Below are 19,093 nucleotides of genomic sequence, written 5' to 3'. Positions count from 1 at the left end.
TTCGTGCCGTGAGACGAACGTTGGCCGCGCTGCTCATGCTGAGCCCCCTGCTGGTTGCTGCTCCGGCAGATGCCGCATCGACGTTGTCGGTCGAGATCATCAGCCCGGCGGACGGGGCGACCGTCACCGGCAATCTGACCGTCACCTTCCGGGTAACGGCGTCGGCCGGCACGCCGATCTACTCCGCGACCGCGACGTTCGCCGACCAGAAGTCGTCGTTCTCCCTCTACGGCGCCGACTGCACAGCCGGATGCATCGAGACCGCGACGTTCGACACCACACGCACGCCGGACATCTGGACGCAGTCGGGCAATGTCTCGTCCTGGGAGTACGAGGACGGTGTCAGCACTTTCGCTGTGCGCGCCGACACGACGGACAACTCCGCGCCTGCAAGGGCCACGGGCACTGTCCAGCTCGACAACAAGCGCCCGACGGTGGTCGTGGACGGTGCGTCCCGAGGCGGTGTCTGGCCGCTGACGGCCGATGACTCCCTCCTGGTCCGGGCCTATCCGAGCGCACACGACGGCGGCTCCGTGCAGGCTATGTACCTCTTCACCAGCAGCGCGAAGATCCCGATGGCGGCCCCTTCGGTCGTCGGTGGCCCGTGGACGGCGTCGCTCGACACATCCGCCTACTACGAGGACGGCCGCCGAATCGCGGTGCGGGCAGTCGACGACCGCGGCATCGGCAACATCGGCCACGTCGTGGGATACATGGTCGATCACGGTCCGATCCTCACGGCGCCGGTCCTGGGCAATCCGACCCTGGACGACGACCTCGACCGCGTGGAGATCCCTTTTCAGTACGCGCTCCGCAACAACTCAGGCAACGACCTGCCCGAGACACGCGTCGCGTCCGTGACCACCACCATCGACGGCGCGGTCAGCAGTGTCGAGCCGGTCGGGGCGAGCGACGAGGTCAACCACGTTGCCGCGGGCTACTCCGGTGAGCGCGTGCCTGCGGGCCAGCACACCATCGCTTACACCGTGACGGACGATCGCGGGATCTCGTCGACCGTGAGTGCCGCGGTCGACGTGACGCAGACCCTGTTCGCCAGCTGGGACCTGCCGAGCGACGCCGTCGTCATGCCCGGCTCGAAGCTGTCCCTCACGAGTCGCGCCAGCACCACGAACTCCTCCCTCGTCGATCTCACCGTGACCGTCGACGGCATCACCGCCGGTGGCTTCATCTGCTCCGCGTCGTGCCCGACCACCGCTGAGCCGGTCGTCGTTCTGCCCACCGGTCAGCCGGGCACCCACACCGTCGAGGTGACGGTGTCCCCGATGGCCGGCCACGACATGCGCCTGACCGGTACCTACCGGGTCCTCCCGCGCGCGCTCGGGACGCTGCGTACGCGGCCTCCCGGGACCTACGGCGCGCAGGTGGCGCTCAGCGGCACAACCTCGGTGGACGGGGCTCCGCGGGCGGGGGTGACCGCGACCCTGCAGCGTCGGGTCGTCGGGACGACGACGTGGCGCGCCGTGGCCACGACGACGTCGGACGCGTCCGGGATCGTGCGGTTCAGCCCGATCGCGGGGCGGTCGGCGTACTACCGGGTGCAGACCCTCGCCTCCGACGGCTCCTGGGGTGGGTCGACGGGGCCGTCGATCCGCGTCGACAGCTTCGTGGCTCTCACCGGACACCTCCGTGCGACGACGGTCCGTGCCGGCGACGCCGTCGTCGTCACCGGCACGATGCTGCCGGGCTCGTGCACGACGAAGCTCCGCCTCGAGAGCTACCGCCAACACCGGTGGGTGACCGAGGCCGAGCGGTGCGCGACCTCCACCGGCACCTACCGCCTCGCCTTCCGACCGGCTGCGACCGGAAAGCTGCCACTCAGGGTGGTGCGCCCGGCCGGTGGCGGCTTCCTCCAGACGGTGCGGCGCCTGCCGACACTGATAATCACGCCCTGACCTGTCACGTGTCCCGCCAGCGACACCGCCGGCACGGGCGGACGCGCGAGCGTGAAAGGATGACCCCATGCTTCGCTGGCTCACTGCGGGCGAGTCCCACGGACCGTCGCTCACTGCAATCCTCGAAGGTCTCCCGGCACACGTCGAGGTGACCTCGGCCGACATCGCCGACTCCCTGGCCCGTCGCCGCCTCGGCTACGGCCGCGGTGCGCGCATGGCGTTCGAGCAGGACGTCGTGACGATCACCGGCGGCGTCCGCCACGGCAAGACCCAGGGCGGCCCGATCGCGCTCAGCGTCGGCAACTCCGAGTGGCCCAAGTGGGAGACGGTCATGTCCGCCGACCCGGTGGACCCGTCGCTGCTCAAGGAGACCGGTCGCAACGCCAAGCTGACCCGTCCGCGCCCGGGCCACGCCGACCTCGTGGGCATGCAGAAGTACGACTTCGACGAGGCCCGGCCGATCCTCGAGCGCGCCTCCGCGCGTGAGACCGCAGCTCGGGTGGCGCTCGGCCGCGTCGCCAGCAACTTCCTCCAGCAGGTCCTCGACATCGAGATCGTCAGCCACGTCATCGAGCTCGGTGGCGTACGCACGACCGGCACCGACCTGCCGGTCTTCGCCGACGTCGAGAAGCTCGACGCCGACCCGGTCCGGTGCCTCGACGCCGCGTCGTCGGCGGCGATGGTCGCCCGTATCGACGAGGCCCACAAGTCCGGTGACACCCTCGGCGGTGTCGTCGAGGTCGTCGTCTACGGCCTGCCGCAGGGCCTCGGCTCGCACGTCCACTGGGACCGTCGTCTCGACGCGCGTCTGGCCGCGGCGATGATGGGCATCCAGGCGATCAAGGGCGTCGAGATCGGCGACGGCTTCGAGCTGGCCGCCACCCCGGGCTCGCTGGCGCACGACGAGATCGTCAAGGACGAGAACGGCACCATCCGGCGTACGTCGGGTCGGGCCGGCGGCACCGAGGGCGGCATGTCGACCGGCGAGGTGCTCCGCGTCCGCGCTGCGATGAAGCCGATCGCCACCGTCCCGCGCGCACTGAAGACGATCGACGTCGCCACCGGCGAGGAGGCCGTCGCCCACCACCAGCGCTCGGACGTCTGTGCCGTCCCGGCCGCGGGCATCGTCGCCGAGGCGATGGTGGCCCTCGTCCTGGCCGACGCCGTCATCGAGAAGTTCGGTGGCGACTCCGTGCAGGAGACGCGCCGCAACGCGCAGGCGTACCTCGACGCCATCAACTTCAAGTGAGCTGAGGGTGGCTCCGCGCGTCGTCCTCGTCGGTCCGATGGGGGCAGGCAAGTCGACCGTCGCGCGCCGCCTCGGTGAGCACTGGGGCCTCGGCGTCCGCGACACCGACCAGGACATCGAGGCCGCGGCGGGCAAGCCGGTCAGCGAGATCTTCGTCGACGAGGGCGAGGAGCACTTCCGTGCGCTCGAGGTGGCCGCTGTCGCGACCGCCCTCGTCGAGCACGACGGCGTGCTGGCCCTCGGCGGTGGCGCCGTGCTGGCGCCGGTGACGCAGGAAGCGCTCGCCGGGCACACGGTCGTCTACCTCGAGGTCGGCGTCGCGGACGCGGTCAAGCGTGTCGGCCTCGGCCACGGACGCCCGCTGCTGCTCGGCAACGTCCGCGCACGCGTCATGAAGCTCCTCGAGGAGCGAGCGCCGATCTACGCGGCAGTCGCGACCATCACCGTCGACACCAACGGCCGTACCCCCGACGACGTGGCGGCGGAGATCATCCGTCGCGTGGAGGAGAACGCATGAGCAACGACATCACGCTGCACGTCGGCGGTGCCGCACCGTACGACGTGGTGATCGGGCGCGGCCTCGCCGACCGCCTGCCCGGCCTGCTGGGTGAGGGCGTCCAGCGTGTCGCGTTCCTCTACGCGGCCGAGCTCGCCGAGCTCGCCGAGCCGGTGCTGGACGTCCTCCGCCCGCTGTACGACGTGCTCGCGCTCGGTCTGCCCAGCGGCGAGCAGACCAAGGACGCCGACATCATCGTGCAGTGCTGGGAGGCGCTCGGAGAGGCCGGCTTCACCCGGTCGGACGCGGTCGTCACCTTCGGTGGCGGCGCGACGACCGATGCCGGCGGCTTCGTGGCCGCGTCGTGGCTGCGCGGCGTGAAGGTGGTCCACGTGCCGACCACGCTGCTGGCCATGGTCGACGCGGCAGTTGGCGGCAAGACCGGCATCAACACCGCCGCGGGGAAGAACCTCGTGGGAGCGTTCCACGAGCCGTCGGGCGTGCTGGTCGACCTCGACACGCTGCTCACGCTGCCTCGGCAGGAGCTCGTCGCGGGCTTCGGAGAGGTGATCAAGTGCGGCTTCATCGCCGACCCCGAGATCCTCGCGCTCGTCGAGGCGGACCCGGGAGCGGCCACGGACCCTGCCGGCGAGGTGCTGCCGGAACTGGTGCAGCGCGCGATCCAGGTCAAGATCGACGTCGTCGTCGATGACCTCAAGGAGACCGGCGGCCGCGACGGCCATCCGGGCCGCGAGGCGCTCAACTACGGCCACACGATGGCGCACGCCATCGAGCGCGCCGAGGGCTACACGATGCGGCACGGCGAGGCGGTCGCCATCGGCTGCGTCTTCATCGCCGAGCTCGCGCGGCTCACCGGCCACATCGACGACGAGCTGGCGGCGCGCCACGCTGCGGCGTTCGCCTCGGTCGGCCTGCCGATCTCCTACGACCGGGCCTCGTTCGAGGACCTGCTCGCTGCCATGCGCGTCGACAAGAAGTCCCGCGGCAACACCCTGCGCTTCGTGGTCCTCGACGAGATCGGCAAGCCCGTCGTGCTCAGCGGGCCGTCCGAGGAGCACCTCCGCGCGGCGTACGACGTGATGGCCGGTGCCACCCGGCAGGAGGCCTGACATGCGACGCGTGCTGGTCCTCAACGGACCGAACCTCGGGCGCCTCGGACGCCGCCAGCCGGAGATCTACGGCACGACCACCCACGACCAGCTCGCCGACCTCTGCGCGCAGTGGGGGACCGACCTGGGCCTCCTGGTGGAGACCCGGCAGACCAACCACGAGGGCGTCATGCTCGACTGGCTCAACGAGGCTGCCGACGACGCGACGCCGGTGGTCCTCAACGCGGCCGCCTGGACGCACTACTCGTGGGCGATCTTCGATGCGTGCGCCCAGCTCGTCGCCCCGCTGGTGGAGGTGCACATCTCCGACCCGAAGCAGCGGCCGGAGGAGTTCCGGCACACCTCCGTGGTCACGCCGTACGCCGCTGCGGTGATCGCCGGCCAGGGCATCGACGGCTATCGCCAGGCGCTGGAGCTGCTGGCGAGAGGCTGACGGGGCTCGCCGGACCGCAAGGGGCCGGAAACGGAACCGATCAGGTCGGTGCGGCGTCTACTCTGCATCAACCCCGGAGCTCCAGGAGTCGTCATGACCAGTCCACGTGCCCTCATCGGCGGGGTCGCCGCCCTCGTCGTCCTGCTCGTGCTCGGGGTGCTGGGTGCCTATGCGCTCGGCGCCAAGGGACACGACAAGCCCGGCAGCGAGTCCGTCACCGTCGCGGGCTCGGGCAAGGTCACGGTGGTGCCCGACCTGCTGATCGCCGACCTCACCATCCACGTCACGCGGGACACCAACGCCGCCGCCCTCGCCGACGGCAACGCGATCGAGGCGAAGGTCACCGCCGCGCTCCAGAAGGCCGGTGTCGCGAAGAAGGACATCCGGACCACCGGCTTCTCGGTCAACCCGCACTACGACTACAGCCGCGGCGGGGAGCGCCAGGCCGGCTACGACGCGGACCACTCGATCCGCGTCTACGCGCGCGACCTCGACACCGCGGGCAAGGTCATCGGTGACGCGGTCACGGCGGGCGGCAACGCGGTCCGGGTACAGGGCACCCGACTCACCCTCTCGGACAAGGACGCCGCCATGGCCGAGGCCCGCGAGAAGGCGATGAAGGACGCGAAGGCGCGGGCGAAGGCGTACGCCGCCGCAGGCGGGCGCGACCTGGGCGAGGTCGTCACCATCCGCGAGAACAGCGCCTCGGCCGGCTACCAGCCCGCGGCGATCGACGGATTCGACGCCAAGGCGTCGGCCGCCGGCGCCGCCGTGCCGATCGAGCCCGGCGAGCAGAAGCTCAGCGTGTCCGTCCAGGTCGTGTACGAGCTGGACTGAGCAGGCGGCTGGCCTGCCAGAGCAGGCAGGCCAGTGCGACCAGGGCGGTCGTCGTCATGATGCTGTCGACCACGCCGTTGAACGCCATGTCGTGGAGCCCCCGGTGCGCCGACCGGATGGCGCCGGCCAGGCCTGCCGTCAGCCCGATGACCGCGATGGCGGGAAGCGTGGCAGGCGGGAGGCGACGGGCACGGGTATCTCCGCGGGGCGAACGCCGCGCCACGGCCGTCACCAGTGCGCCGACGACGATGGCGAGCCCGACCACGCTCGAGCCGTACTGCAGCCACCGGTAGGCCAGGTAGCCGTGCCAGCGGTCGTCGAGCCACGCGAGGTGCCGCGGCCCCCAGCGACCGCCGTGGGTGAACGCATCCCACAGCACGTGGGTGCCTGCGCCCACCCAGGCCGCGACGGGGACCAGCAGCCACCAGTCGAGCGCCGGTCGTCGCGGCGGGGCGAAGCGGCGTCGGACCGCGCCAGGCGCCATGTCGAGCACCGCCTCCCGCCAGACACCGATCCACAGCACGACGGCGAGGCAGGTCGCCACCATGTCGATGCCGAGGACCCCACGGATGCTGTGTGACACCTCGTAGAGGTGCGGCATGCCGAGGAAGACCGGGATGTCGGGCAGCATCGAGCCTGCGACCAGCGCCGGCAGGGGGAGGCGCGTCCTCGCGAAGGGCAGGACAGCCGCCGGGTGGGCGAGTGTCATCGGCACCCGGCAAGGCTAGGTGGTGGCTCCGCGCAGCTTCTTCAGACCTCGGTGGCGGGCGACCCGGACCGCGGTGGCGGAGATGCCGAGTGCCGCCGCGGTACCGGCGACGTCGAGGCCGACGACCTCGAGGCACGCCACCACCTCGCGCTCGCGGTCCGGGAGCACGGCGAGGTGACGGCGGACCGCGTCCAGCCCGTCGTACGCCGCGATGTCGTCGCGGGCGAGCAGGCTTCCGGCCGCCACTCCGCCGTCGGGCTCGGTGCGGCGCCGGCCCGCGCGTCGATGCAGGTTCAGCACGTGGTTGCGTGCGATGCCGAAGAGCCAGCCGGCGAACTCGTCGGACGAGCCGCTGAACTCCTGCACGCGGCTCGCGGCGACCAGCCAGGCCTCGCTCGCGATGTCCTCGCAGGAGAGGGCCGCATCGCTGGACGACCGGCTCTGCAGCCAGACGACGAGGCGCCCGGCGTGGCTCCGGTAGAGCTCGCGCCAGGCGTCGGGGTCACCTCGCTTCGCGCACTCGACGAGTGCGTCGTCCCGCTTCACTCGGCGTCGTCACCGCCGCGGTCGTCCACCGGGTCGTCCGCCACGTCTGCCGATGCCTGGTCTTCCTCCGGCTCGTCGACGTCCGGCGACTCATCGGCCGGATCCGGGTCGTTCGCCACCTCCCGCTTCGGGCTCACCTCGAGGGCAGGACCAGTGCCGACCGGATCTCCCGTGTCGGGCGTCGGCTGCGCGCCCGCGGTGCCGGAGTACGCACCGGTGACGGAGTTGGAGCGGTGCCGGACGTCGTCCGGGCCGGGCTCGCGCGGTGCGACCGTCGGCGTCGCGTGCTCACGCAACCCGGTCGACGTCGGCGTCGTCGCCGGAGCAGGGGCGGCACGGTCGGACCGGCCCCCGAGCACGATCGCCCCGAGGATCAGCAGCAGCACCGCGGCGACGGCCACCGCCTGACCGGTCCATCCACGCCACCGCGCTCGACGGACGGGGGCGGCCACCGGTGCGGGTGCACCGGCAGCCGCCAGGCCGGCCATCTGCGCGACGAACGCGTCCGACGGCTCGCGCCGCGGGACGTCGACTCGCAGCTCGGCCGCCTTCATCGTCTGCCTCAGTCGTCCTCGCCGTGGCCGTCGGCCTCGGCGCCGTCCTCGTGGTCCGACCCGTCGTCGTCCCCGTCGACGTGGGTCTCGTGGTCCTCGCCCTGGTCGTCGGCGTCCTCGCCCTGCTCATCGGCGTCGGTGTCCGGCGCCTCCGTCTCGGGCTCGTCGGTCTCCGCGGCCTCGGGTGCCTCGGTCTCGGGGTCGTCGGCCTCGGGAGCCTCCGGCGCCTCCGTCTCGGGGTCGTCCGTCTCCGCGGCCTCGGGTGCCTCGCTCTCGGTCGCCTCGGGGGCCTCCGTCTCCGGAGCCTGGGTGTCGGGGGCGTCCGTCTCCGGCGCCTCGGTCACGGACGTCGTCGAGCTGTCGTCACGCGTGGCGGTGTCGGCTGCATAGGCGACGCCGACACCGGCGACGACGACGGTCGCCACCGCGCCGGCCAGGATGCGGGGGTCGAGCAGGTTCGGCATGAGGTGCTCCCTTTCACCGGGGCCGCCCGATGCGGCCCTGTGTCCTGTCCATGTCGCGAGGACGAGCGGGCGTTACTCCCCGTCGCCATCGTGTGCCCCGGGACCCATGTCGCTCGTGACCGCCGTGGTGGTCGGGGTCGGCCGCGGCGTCCAGGTCGCCGCGGCGGACACGCGCGGGGTCGGAACGCCGGAGGCCGGCGCCGTGCCGCGCGACGTGGGGTGAGGGGTGGCGCGCGGGGTGGCCTTCCGATGCCCCGGCGTCGGAGTGGCCGACGGTGACGGTGTGCCGCTCAGTACGGTCGCTGCGGAGGTCGGCGTGGGGGAGACCGGTGGGGTCGCCCGACCACAGCCGGCAAGGGCGGAGGCGAAGGAGACGCAGACCAGTGAGGTCCCGAGAGCGCGCGTGTTCACGCGCCCATTGTCACCGGGACACCTGCGCAGGTCGCGGGGCGTCCGTTCCGGCGCATCGGACGCGACCTCCGAATGGGCGGTGACGACGCCGGACGTCTAGACTTGGCGGCTGCTGTCCCCGACGGCATCCGTTTACTTGACACATGAAGAGGTTCACGCGCGCATGGCAACCACGAACGACCTGAAGAACGGCATGGTTCTCAACCTCGAAGGCCAGCTCTGGCAGGTCGTCGAGTTCCAGCACGTGAAGCCTGGCAAGGGCCCCGCGTTCGTCCGCACCAAGCTCAAGAACGTCGAGTCGGGCAAGAACGTCGACAAGACCTTCAACGCCGGCACCAAGGTCGAGACCGCCACGGTCGACAAGCGCACCTACCAGTACCTCTACAACGACGGCTCGGCGTACGTCTTCATGGACGGCGACACGTTCGAGCAGGTCGAGGTCCAGCCGGAGCTGATGGGCGACGCGCCCAACTACCTCCTCGAGAACATGGACGTCATCATCGCGATGAACGAGGGCCGTGTCCTCTACGTCGAGCTCCCGGCCTCGGTCGAGCTCACGATCTCCTACACCGAGCCCGGCGTCGTCGGCGACTCCGCGACCGGCCGCACCAAGCCGGCCACGCTCGAGACCGGCCACGAGATCCAGGTCCCGCTCTTCATCGAGAACGGCGAGAAGATCAAGGTCGACACCCGCGAGGGTGGCTCCTACCTGTCCCGAGTGAAGGGCTGATGAGCGCTCGCGGCAAGGCCCGCAAGCGGGCTCTTGACCTGCTGTTCGCCTCCGAGCTCCGCGGGGAGAGCGCGCGTGACGCGCTGGACCGTGCGATCGAGGACGGCGAGGCGCCGACCAACCCCTACACCACCACCCTCGTGCTCGGCGTCGTCGAGCACGCGGCGGAGATCGACGCGCTGCTGTCGGAGTCCGCGCAGGGCTGGAGCCTCGAGCGCATGCCGGCGGTCGACCGCAACGTGCTGCGCCTCGGCGTCTACGAGCTGCTCTACGTCGACGACATCCCCGACGCGGTCGCGATCACCGAGGCCATGAACCTCGTGCGCGACCTGTCCACGGACGAGTCGCCGGCGTTCGTCAACGGCGTGCTCGGCGCGATCCAGCGCAAGTCCGCCTGACTCCGTACGACGCGGCCCGTCACCCACCCTTCGCGGGAGGGTGGCGGGCCGTTCGTCGTCCCCGGACCCCGGAATCAACCGTTACGCACTGTTAACCGCTCGTACGGCATGCCACGTGCGTGCGGCGTGGTCTGGACCGGCACAGTGCTCCTGTCGAGCAACATCCCGCGCCCGAGGAGCCTGTGCCGATGTCCGTCTTCCGTTCCGTCGCCGCCGTCGTCACCGTCGCGGCCGGGCTCGCCGCCGTGCCGGTCGCGACTGCCGCCCCCGCCTCGGCCGCTGCCACCTCGTGCTCGACCAGTGGCACGTGGCGCCAGGGCGAGCTGAACGTCTACTGGTTCGACGTGGACCAGGGCGACAGCCAGCTGATCGTCGGACCGACCGGCACGACCATGCTGGTCGACCTCGGTGAGCGGGCGTGGAACTCCACCGGCACAGGGACGAAGGCCTACGAGGTGGCCCAGCAGATCAGGTCGATCTGCGGCACGGGCGCCAACCCTGTCGCGCTCGACTACGTCATGGTCAGCCACCAGCACCTCGACCACATCGGCTACGCCCACGTGCCGGAGGACGGTGCGTCCTCGATCGGCAACGGACTGTGGCAGCTGCTCGCGCCCGCCTCCTCGGGTGGCCTCGACTTCACCGTCGGCACCCTCTACGACCGCGACGCCGGCAGCTGGACGGATGCCAACGGTGACGGCCAGTGCCAGGTGGGCACGGCCACGGCGCCGGCCCCGGAAGTGGCCTGGCACAACGTCGGTACGACCAGCCAGACCGCGCGGCGGTTCATCTGCTGGCTCTACGGCCCGGCCGGGCAGGCAGACCGCGCCAACATCCAGGGGCACGTCGTACCGCTGACGACCAGTCCGGCCTCGTGGCCGACGATCGACCTCGGCGGTGGCGCGCAGTCGGTCGTCGTCAACGCCGATGCCGCCGGCACGATGCAGGCCGACGGCACCACGCCGGTCTCCGGCGACCACTCCGCCGACGCGGTCCCGCCGAGCGAGAACGACTACTCGACGGCGGTGAAGACCACCTACGGCAGCTATCGGTACGCGACGGCCGGCGACTCCGACGGCGAGTACTCCACGTCGGCCGACGGCTACACCTACAACGACATCGAAGCCGGGCTCGTCGGCAAGTTCGGCAACCAGGCCTACGACACCGTGCGCGCCAACCACCACGGCTCGGGCCACTCCAGCTCGGCGGCGTACGTCAACGGCATGGACCCGCAGACGACGTTCATCTCGTGCGGTACCAACTCCTACGGTCACCCGGCCAACCGGACCCTCGACGCCTACCGCGCCATCGGGGCCGACATCTACCTCGCCAACAACCCCTGCGACACCACCGACGTCTCCGGTGCGCCGATCGACTACAGCGGCACGCTCAACAGCAACGGCACGGTGCACCTCTACACCACCAACGGCGGCGCCGACTTCTCCGTCGACTACGACGCCGGCACGAGGTCGTACGTCTCCGGTGTGCACAGCGGTGGCGGCGGCACGCAGGGCGACCCGACGGTGGTCAAGGTCAACGAGTTCCTCCCCGCGCCCACGAGCGGCAACGAGTGGATCGAGCTCTACAACCCGACCGCGGTGGCGGTCGACGTGTCGGGCTACAAGGTCGACGACGTCGCCAACGCTGGCGGTGCACCGAAGACGATCCCGGCCGGGACGGTCATCCCGGCCCACGGACGCTGGGTCTACGAGTTCGCGTCCGGATTCCTCAACAACACCGGCACGGACTACGCCCGTTACGTCTCCCCGGGCGGGGTCGAGCTCGACAGCAAGTCCTACTCCTGGCCCACGGCGCAGTCCGACAAGGTGATCCACCGCGTGGGAGACGGCGGCAGCTGGTGCGACACGGCGTCGGCCAACGTCACCAAGGGAACGGCCAACCCGGCCACCTGCCCATGACCAGCCGTGCTGCCCGCCTCGCGCTCGCCGGCGTGCTCCTCACGGGCTGCGCCAGCGAGGCAGCGGGGGAGAAGGACACCGGCGACGGGCGCCTGGCGATGGTGAGCGGACGGGACGACCACGGCTTCGTCGACCTGGACCGCGTGCCGGTCCGCGCCAGCGAGTCCGGCGGTCGGATCACGGGTGCTGTCGTGGGCCGGATCCACGACGGCACGCTGGTACGGGTCGTGCAGCGCGACCACACCGCGATGCGCGTGACGACGCTGGAGGGTCCGTCGGTCACGGGATGGCTCGACGACTTCCACCTGAGGGGGCAGTTCCACCTCGTCGGTGCGCCGCCGCTCTGCGGCGCCACGATCGGCTCGGCGCATGTCGATGGCGGTCGCCAGGTGCTCGTGTACGCGGTGAAGGACGACCGGGTCCTGGTCGAGACGGTCCCCGGCGGAGACGGCGCCGCGAAGCCGCTGCGCGGCTGGGTCGCCCGACCGGAGCTGCGGGAGCTCCCCCCGCAGGGACGGACCTGCGCGGCCGACCCGCCCGGGAGCAAGCACGTCCACGATCTCCCGAGGCCGTGACGCCGGCCGCGCGGGCTGCTTTGTGACCCGCGGGTCAATTCCCTGCCGGAACGGCGTTCCGGGCGCTAGCCTCCAGTGGTGCAGATCACGCGACGCAACCTGATCCGGAGCGGCCTGGCCGCTGCAGCTGTCACCGGCATCCTCCGTCCGGTCCCGGCACTCGCCGTCGCGGCGAGTGGCACCACGCTGGCCCGCACGTGGCAGCGCGGACCGGCCGGTACGGGCGGCTACCGCAAGGTCGTCGCCGGTCCGGGTGAGCCGCACGTCGTCCGCGCCGAGTTCGTCGCCACCCCCACGGCCGACCGTGCCGCCCGACGCTCCGGCGTCCTGGCGTTCGCCCAGCTCTCCGACGTCCACATCGTCGACGCCCAGTCGCCGATGCGGCTGGAGTGGGTGGACCGCTTCGACGACACCGACATCGACGGCGACCCGACCACGGGCCTTGCGTCCTCGGCGTACCGCGCACACGAGATGCTCAGCACCCAGGTCGCCGATGCGATGGTCCGCGCGATCAACGAGGTGGCCGCCGCAGCGCCGGTGACCGGGCTTCCGCTCGCCCTCGCGATCCAGACCGGCGACAACGCCGACAACGCCCAGTACAACGAGACCCGGTGGAACATCGCGGTGCTCTCCGGCGGCACGGTGCTCACCCCCGACTCCGGCAACCGGACGCGGTGGGAGGGCGTCGCGGACCAGGACCTGCTCAGCTACGACCTGCACTACTGGCATCCCGACGGGCAGCCGCTGCTGCGGCCCGTCGACATCCCTCGCAAGGAGTACGGCTTCCCGGTGGTCCCGGGCCTGCTCGACGCCGCACGGCGCCCGTTCACGCCGGTGGGCCTGCGCATGCCGTGGTTCACCGCGTTCGGCAACCACGACGGGGGAGTGCAGGGCAACTTCCCGCCCGGGACGCTCGGTGCCGGCATGAGCGCGATCGCGACCGGCAGCCTCAAGATCATCAGCCCGCCCTCGGGCCTGAGCCAGGCCGATCTGCTGCACGCACTGCGTACCGACCCGCTGGGCCTCCTGAACAACCTGCTCGGCACCCTCGAGCTCGGGACCCACGTGCGCCTGGTCAGTCCCGACCCGGACCGCCGCATCCTGACGCGACGACAGATCGTCGAGGAGCACTTCACCACGACCGGTACGCCGGTCGGCCACGGCTTCACCGAGGCGAACCGCGCCGACGGCACCGCCTACTACACCTTCGTGCGGGGCGACGTGCAGTTCCTCGTGCTCGACACCGTCAACCCCAACGGCTACTCCAACGGCTCGATCGACCAGCCCCAGATGGACTGGCTCGCCGCCGAGCTGGCCGCGCCGCGCGCCGCGTACCAGATCGTCTGCAGCCACCACACCAGCGAGACGATGGACAACCCGCTGATCGTGACCGGCGGCGACCCGAACCCGCGCGTCCAGGGCCCTGCCGTGGTCGCCCTGCTCCAGGAGCACCCGCGCGTGATCGCCTGGATCAACGGGCACAGCCACCGCAACCAGATCTGGGCCCGGCCGGGTGGCAAGCGCGGGTTCTGGGAGATCAACACGGCCTCGCACGTCGACTTCCCGCAGCAGTCGCGCCTGCTCGAGATCGCCGACAACGGTGACGGCACGCTCTCCCTCTTCTGCACCATGGTCGACCACGCAGCGGGTACGTGGTCCGGCAGCCTGGCCAACACCGTGCAGCTCGCCGCCCTGGCGCGGGAGCTGAGCGCCAACGACTGGCAGGAGCACACGACGAACCGCAGCGGCGAGCCGACGGACCGCAACGTCGAGCTGCTCATCCAGAAGCCGTAGCGACTACGGGAGGCTGCCCGGGGGAACCGTTCCCGACGTGAGCGTGAAGGGCGAGGTGGAACAAGCCGGGCGGCGGGCGGACCGCAGCGACCTGCTCGACGCCGGGATCCGCTTCGGCCTCGTCGCCTACGGGCTGGTCCACCTGGTCATCGCCTGGCTCGCGCTGCAGCTGGCGCTCGGGCAGCGCCAGGACCGCATCGACCGGCGCGGCGCCGTGCACCAGCTCGCCGAGCAGCCCTTCGGCAAGGCGGCGGTGGCGCTCGTCGCGGCAGGCATGGCCGTCCTGGTCCTCTGGCGCGTGCTGGAGCTCGCGGTCGAGCACCGTGAGGAGGAGACCGGCCCGCGCTGGTGGCACCGGGCGGTCGCTGCCGCCAAGGCAGTCGCGTACGGGGCGATCGGCACGAGCGCGTTCGGGGTGCTCCTGGGAAGCGGTGGCGGTGCATCGGGCCGTTCGGAAGAGGGATGGTCGGGCCGGATCATGGCGTGGCCGGGCGGCCCCTGGCTGGTCGCCGCGGTCGGAGCCGCCCTTCTCGGCTACACCGTCGGCATGTGCTGGCGGGGGCTCACCGGACGGCACCGCGAGCACCTCACCGCCGAGGGGCGCAGCGGCGACGCCGGCACCCTCTACGTGGCGCTCGGTACGGTCGGGTACGTCGCCAAGGGACTCGCGTTCGGCATCGTCGGCGGACTCTTCATCTGGGCCGCCGCGACCCACGACCCGGCACGGGCCGGGGGCCTGGACCAGGCGCTCGGGCGGCTCCTGCACGAGCCGGCGGGCCCGTGGCTGCTCGGCGGGGTCGCGCTCGGCCTGGCCTGCTACGGGCTCTTCCAGGTCGTCCGCGCGCGCCACCTCGCACGGTGAGACGCGAGCCCGGCCGGTGCGGACGAGCAGCCGTGCGCCTGTTAGGGTGGGCCCCGTTCGACATCCTTTAACGAGCCGTCCCGTGAGGCGGAGAAGGAGTCAGCAGCGCTGATGCCTACCCATGATCTGGTCCCCGGTGACTCCACCGATGCGTCGACCGGTCCCGGTCGCATCGTGCTCGACTTCCAGGACGTCAACCGCGCGCTGACCCGCATCTCGCACGAGATCCTCGAGCGCAACAGGTCAGCCGAGGACCTCGTCCTGCTCGGCCTGCCCACGCGGGGTGTGCCGCTCGCGAAGCGCATCGCCGCGAAGATCCTCGCCGTCGAGGGCACCGCGGTGCCGGTCGGTGAGCTCGACGTCACGATGTACCGCGACGACCTCAGGTCGCACCCGATGCGCAGCCCCCACAAGACCGTCGTGCCTGCCGGCGGCATCGACGGCAAGACCGTCGTCCTCGTCGACGACGTGCTGTACTCAGGTCGGACCATCCGGGCCGCGCTCGACGCCCTCGCGGATCTCGGCCGGCCGGCCGTCGTGCGCCTCGCAGTCCTCGTGGACCGCGGGCACCGCGAGCTCCCGATCCGTGCCGACCACGTCGGCAAGAACCTCCCCAGCGCACGCACGGAGCGCGTCGGCGTGCGCCTGGCCGAGACCGACGGCACCGACGAGGTCCGCATCGCAGAAGGGAGGGGCGCGTGAAGAAGCACCTGCTGTCGATCGACGACCTGACGGTCGACGACGTCCACGCACTCTTCGAGACCGCCGCCGAGATGCACGACGTGCAGCGGCGTGACGTGAAGAAGCTGCCCGCGCTGCGTGGCAAGACCGTGATCAACCTCTTCTTCGAGGACTCCACCCGGACCCGCTCGAGCTTCGAGATCGCCGGCAAGTGGCTCTCGGCGGACGTGATCAACCTGTCTGCCAAGGGCTCCTCCACCTCGAAGGGCGAGTCGCTGCGCGACACCGTCCTGACGGTCACCGCGATGGGCATCGACGGCCTCGTCATGCGCCACTCCGCGTCGGGTGCCGCCCACCAGGTCGCCGGGTGGCTGGACATCCCGGTGATCAACGCCGGCGACGGCACCCACGAGCACCCCACCCAGGCCCTGCTCGACGCCTACACGCTGACCCGCCGGCTCGGTTCGCTCGAGGGCCGCCACATCGCGATCGTGGGCGACCTCACGCACAGCCGCGTGTTCCGCTCGGGCGTGAAGTGCCTGACCAAGCTCGGAGCGGAGGTCACCGTGGTGGCCCCGCCGACCCTGATGCCCTCGGGCATCACCGCCTGGTCCAAGGACGCCGGCTTCGCCACGTCGTACGACGTCGACGCGGTGCTGCCCACCGCGGACGCCGTGATGATGCTGCGGGTCCAGAAGGAGCGGATGTCGGGCGGCTACTTCCCGACGGCCCGCGAGTACACCGTCGGCTACGGCCTGACGCGGTCGCGCCTCGCCCTTCTCAAGGAGGGCGCTCCGATCCTTCACCCGGGGCCGATGAACCGTGGCCTCGAGATCGCGCCGGAGGCGGCCGACGCGGCGTCCAGCGCCGTGCTCGACCAGGTCTCCGCCGGTGTCGCGATCCGCATGTCCGTGCTCTACCACCTGCTCGCCGGCCCGTCGGCTGCGGCAGCGACGACGGGGGAGTGAACCTCATGTCCGACAAGACCCTGATCAGGGGCGCCCGGATCCTCGGTGGCGAGCCCGCCGACCTGCTGCTCGCGGACGGCGCGATCGCCGGTCTCGGCACGGACCTCGACGCGACCGGTGCCGTCGTCGTCGAGGCAGCCGGCCTCGTCGCGCTGCCTGGCTTCGTCGACCTCCACACCCACCTGCGCCAGCCCGGCCGTGAGGACGCGGAGACGATCCTCACCGGTTCCCAGGCCGCGGCGGTCGGTGGCTACACCGCCGTCCTGGCCATGGCCAACACCAACCCGGTCACCGACACCGCGGAGGCGGCCGAGCGGGTGCTCGACCTCGGCGTCGCCGCCGGCTACGTCGACGTGCAGCCGGTCGGCGCCGTCACCAAGGACCTCGAGGGCCACGAGCTGGCCGAGCTCGGCCTGATGGCGCGCAGCCGGGCCCGGGTCCGGGTCTTCTCCGACGACGGCAAGTGCGTCCACGACGCGCGCGTCATGCGCCGTGCCCTCGAGTACGTGAAGGCGTTCGGCGGTGTCGTCTCCCAGCACGCCCAGGACCCGTCCCTCGCGCCCTACGGCAGCGCCTGCTGCCACGAGGGCGAGATCTCGGGCCAGCTCGGCCTGCCCGGCTGGCCCGGCATCGCCGAGGAGGTGATCGTCGCCCGCGACGTCATGCTGGCGCGCCACACCGGCAGCCGCGTGCACGTCGCGCACGTCTCCACGGCCGGCTCGGTCGAGGTGGTGCGCTGGGCGAAGTCCCAGGGCATCGACGTCACCTGCGAGGTGACCCCGCACCACCTGATCCTGACGACCGACGAGCTGCTCGGCTACGACCCGACGTACAAGGTCAACCCGCCGCTGCGTCCCGCCGAGGACGTGCAGGCGCTCCGGGCCGCGCTCGCCGACGGCACGATCGACGCGGTCGCCACCGACCACGCCCCGCACGCGAAGCACGACAAGGAGCACGCCTTCGTCGACGCCGCGTTCGGCATGCTCGGCCTCGAGACGGCGCTGTCGGTGGTCGTGACCACCATGGTCGAGACCGGCCTGCTGGACTGGGCCGGCGTCGCCCGCGTGCTCAGCACCAACCCCGCGCGCATCGCCGGTCTCGACGGCCACGGCCACGAGATCGCCGTCGGCGCCCCCGCCAACATCACCCTCGTCGACCCGTCGGCGAAGGTCACCGTGGACCGCGACGCGAGCGTGTCGCTGTCCCGCAACAACCCCTGGCACGGTCGCGAGCTGACCGGCGCCGTGCACGCCACGTTCCTGCGTGGCAAGGCAACCGTGATGGAAGGAAAGCTGCAGTGACTGTGAAGCCCGCACTCCTCGTGCTCGAGGACGGACGGACGTTCCGTGGCGAGTCCTTCGGTGCCGAGGGCGAGACCTTCGGCGAGGCCGTCTTCTCCACCGGCATGTCCGGCTACCAGGAGACGCTGACCGACCCGTCGTACCACCGTCAGGTCGTCGTCATGACCGCGCCGCACGTCGGCAACACCGGCATGAACGACGAGGACCCGGAGTCGCGGAAGATCTGGGTCGCCGGCTACGTCGTGCGTGACCCTGCCCGCGTCCCGTCCAACTGGCGCTCGGTGCGCTCGCTCGACGACGAGCTCAAGGAGCAGGGCGTCGTCGGCATCTCCGGCATCGACACGCGCGCGCTGACCCGCCACCTCCGCGAGGTCGGCTCCATGCGCGTCGGCATCTCCACGGTCGAGACCGACCCGGAGGCGCTGCTCGCCAAGGTCCGCGCAGAGGCCGAGATGACCGGTGCCAACCTGTCCGACGCGGTCACCACCACGGAGGCGTACGTCGTCCCGGCGATCGGCGAGAAGAAGCTCACCGTCGCCGCGGTCGACCTGGGCATCAAGGCGAACACGCCGCGGATGATGGCCGAGCGCGGCATCGAGGTGCACGTGCTCCCCGCGACCGCGACGCTCGAGGACGTGCAGGCCGTCCAGCCCGACGGCCTCTTCTTCTCCAACGGTCCCGGCGACCCGGCGGCGACCACCGGCCAGGTCGAGCTGCTCAAGGCGGCGCTGGGCGAGGGGATCCCGTACTTCGGCATCTGCTTCGGCAACCAGCTCTTCGGTCGCGCGCTCGGGTTCGGCACCTACAAGCTGAAGTACGGCCACCGCGGCATCAACCAGCCCGTGCTGGACCGCACGACCGGCAAGGTCGAGGTCACCGCGCACAACCACGGCTTCGCGGTCGACGCCCCGCTCGAGGGCTCGACGACGACGCCCTTCGGCGAGGCCACGGTCTCGCACATCAACCTCAACGACGACTGCGTCGAGGGCCTCGAGCTCGTCGACGGGAACGGCCTCAAGGCCTTCTCCGTGCAGTACCACCCGGAGGCCGCTGCCGGCCCCCACGACGCGGCGTACCTCTTCGACCGCTTCGTGCAGCTCATGAACGACCGGAAGGCCTGACC

Annotated in this window: 20 protein-coding genes; 16 read left to right on the top strand and 4 right to left on the bottom strand. The window is 71.4% G+C overall.

Features of this window, described 5'->3' with window-relative positions; genetic code table 11:
• Window positions 1-8: 8 nt before the first annotated feature.
• The 6 genes from Q5722_RS00845 (at window position 9) to Q5722_RS00820 (ending at window position 6,058) form a co-directional block, all read left to right on the top strand.
• On the top strand, window positions 9-1,913 hold the full coding sequence (locus Q5722_RS00845) for a hypothetical protein (RefSeq protein ID WP_305026319.1): 1,905 nt from the start codon (window positions 9-11) through the stop codon (window positions 1,911-1,913).
• Window positions 1,914-1,980: 67 nt separating this feature from the next.
• Entirely contained in the window at window positions 1,981-3,162 is a 1,182-nt protein-coding gene (aroC, locus tag Q5722_RS00840; RefSeq protein ID WP_305026318.1) for a chorismate synthase, read from the top strand.
• A gap of 7 nt (window positions 3,163-3,169) precedes the next feature.
• Window positions 3,170-3,679: a shikimate kinase gene (locus Q5722_RS00835; protein ID WP_305026317.1), complete on the top strand. Its 510-nt coding sequence runs from the start codon at window positions 3,170-3,172 to the stop codon at window positions 3,677-3,679.
• The gene (gene aroB, locus Q5722_RS00830) at window positions 3,676-4,788 is read left to right on the top strand and encodes a 3-dehydroquinate synthase (protein WP_305026316.1); all 1,113 of its coding nucleotides are present in this window, start codon (window positions 3,676-3,678) and stop codon (window positions 4,786-4,788) included. The genes Q5722_RS00835 and aroB overlap by 4 nt, the downstream gene beginning before the upstream one ends.
• A gap of 1 nt (window position 4,789) precedes the next feature.
• Window positions 4,790-5,221 (top strand): type II 3-dehydroquinate dehydratase, encoded by a 432-nt coding sequence (locus Q5722_RS00825; RefSeq protein ID WP_305026315.1) that lies wholly within the window; start codon window positions 4,790-4,792, stop codon window positions 5,219-5,221.
• 93 nt (window positions 5,222-5,314) lie between these two features.
• Entirely contained in the window at window positions 5,315-6,058 is a 744-nt protein-coding gene (locus Q5722_RS00820; protein ID WP_305026314.1) for an SIMPL domain-containing protein, read from the top strand.
• Here the strand turns inward: Q5722_RS00820 and Q5722_RS00815 are convergent.
• Genes Q5722_RS00815 through Q5722_RS00800 form a run of 4 tightly spaced genes read right to left on the bottom strand, consistent with a single transcriptional unit; the run spans window position 6,021 to window position 8,331 of the window.
• The gene (locus tag Q5722_RS00815; RefSeq protein WP_305028310.1) at window positions 6,021-6,767 is read right to left on the bottom strand and encodes a DUF4184 family protein; all 747 of its coding nucleotides are present in this window, start codon (window positions 6,765-6,767) and stop codon (window positions 6,021-6,023) included. The two genes, Q5722_RS00820 and Q5722_RS00815, sit on opposite strands and share 38 nt — an antisense overlap.
• A 15-nt stretch (window positions 6,768-6,782) precedes the next feature.
• Window positions 6,783-7,313 (bottom strand): RNA polymerase sigma factor, encoded by a 531-nt coding sequence (locus Q5722_RS00810; RefSeq protein WP_305026313.1) that lies wholly within the window; start codon window positions 7,311-7,313, stop codon window positions 6,783-6,785.
• Window positions 7,310-7,867 carry a hypothetical protein gene (locus tag Q5722_RS00805; RefSeq protein WP_305026312.1) on the bottom strand — a complete coding sequence of 186 codons (558 nt, stop codon included), beginning with the start codon at window positions 7,865-7,867 and terminating at the stop codon, window positions 7,310-7,312. Before Q5722_RS00805 ends, Q5722_RS00810 begins: the two co-directional genes overlap by 4 nt.
• An 8-nt stretch (window positions 7,868-7,875) precedes the next feature.
• Entirely contained in the window at window positions 7,876-8,331 is a 456-nt protein-coding gene (locus tag Q5722_RS00800) for a prolipoprotein diacylglyceryl transferase (RefSeq protein WP_305026311.1), read from the bottom strand.
• Window positions 8,332-8,905: 574 nt separating this feature from the next.
• Between Q5722_RS00800 and efp the strand changes: the two genes are divergently transcribed.
• The 10 genes from efp to carA all read left to right on the top strand — a co-directional run bounded on the left by efp (window position 8,906) and on the right by carA (window position 19,091).
• Window positions 8,906-9,472 (top strand): elongation factor P, encoded by a 567-nt coding sequence (gene efp, locus Q5722_RS00795; RefSeq protein WP_305026310.1) that lies wholly within the window; start codon window positions 8,906-8,908, stop codon window positions 9,470-9,472.
• Window positions 9,472-9,870 (top strand): transcription antitermination factor NusB, encoded by a 399-nt coding sequence (gene nusB / locus Q5722_RS00790; RefSeq protein WP_305026309.1) that lies wholly within the window; start codon window positions 9,472-9,474, stop codon window positions 9,868-9,870. The genes efp and nusB overlap by 1 nt, the downstream gene beginning before the upstream one ends.
• 188 nt (window positions 9,871-10,058) lie before the next feature.
• On the top strand, window positions 10,059-11,789 hold the full coding sequence (locus Q5722_RS00785; RefSeq protein ID WP_305026308.1) for a lamin tail domain-containing protein: 1,731 nt from the start codon (window positions 10,059-10,061) through the stop codon (window positions 11,787-11,789).
• Window positions 11,786-12,364 (top strand): hypothetical protein, encoded by a 579-nt coding sequence (locus Q5722_RS00780; RefSeq protein ID WP_305026307.1) that lies wholly within the window; start codon window positions 11,786-11,788, stop codon window positions 12,362-12,364. The genes Q5722_RS00785 and Q5722_RS00780 overlap by 4 nt, the downstream gene beginning before the upstream one ends.
• A gap of 78 nt (window positions 12,365-12,442) precedes the next feature.
• On the top strand, window positions 12,443-14,158 hold the full coding sequence (locus tag Q5722_RS00775) for a TIGR03767 family metallophosphoesterase (RefSeq protein WP_305026306.1): 1,716 nt from the start codon (window positions 12,443-12,445) through the stop codon (window positions 14,156-14,158).
• A gap of 37 nt (window positions 14,159-14,195) precedes the next feature.
• Window positions 14,196-15,020, top strand: coding sequence for a DUF1206 domain-containing protein (locus Q5722_RS00770; protein WP_305026305.1), 825 nt, complete (start codon window positions 14,196-14,198; stop codon window positions 15,018-15,020).
• A gap of 111 nt (window positions 15,021-15,131) precedes the next feature.
• Entirely contained in the window at window positions 15,132-15,722 is a 591-nt protein-coding gene (gene pyrR, locus Q5722_RS00765; protein WP_305026304.1) for a bifunctional pyr operon transcriptional regulator/uracil phosphoribosyltransferase PyrR, read from the top strand.
• On the top strand, window positions 15,719-16,669 hold the full coding sequence (locus Q5722_RS00760; RefSeq protein WP_305026303.1) for an aspartate carbamoyltransferase catalytic subunit: 951 nt from the start codon (window positions 15,719-15,721) through the stop codon (window positions 16,667-16,669). Before pyrR ends, Q5722_RS00760 begins: the two co-directional genes overlap by 4 nt.
• Window positions 16,670-16,674: 5 nt before the next feature.
• The gene (locus Q5722_RS00755; RefSeq protein ID WP_305026302.1) at window positions 16,675-17,970 is read left to right on the top strand and encodes a dihydroorotase; all 1,296 of its coding nucleotides are present in this window, start codon (window positions 16,675-16,677) and stop codon (window positions 17,968-17,970) included.
• Window positions 17,971-17,972: 2 nt separating this feature from the next.
• A complete protein-coding gene (carA, locus tag Q5722_RS00750) occupies window positions 17,973-19,091 on the top strand; it encodes a glutamine-hydrolyzing carbamoyl-phosphate synthase small subunit (RefSeq protein ID WP_305028309.1) in 1,119 nt (372 codons plus the stop codon).
• Window positions 19,092-19,093: the final 2 nt, after the last annotated feature.

This window comes from Nocardioides jiangxiensis, from assembly GCF_030580915.1.
GTDB lineage: Bacteria > Actinomycetota > Actinomycetes > Propionibacteriales > Nocardioidaceae > Nocardioides > Nocardioides jiangxiensis.
This window is presented reverse-complemented; position numbering and strand designations above follow the sequence as displayed.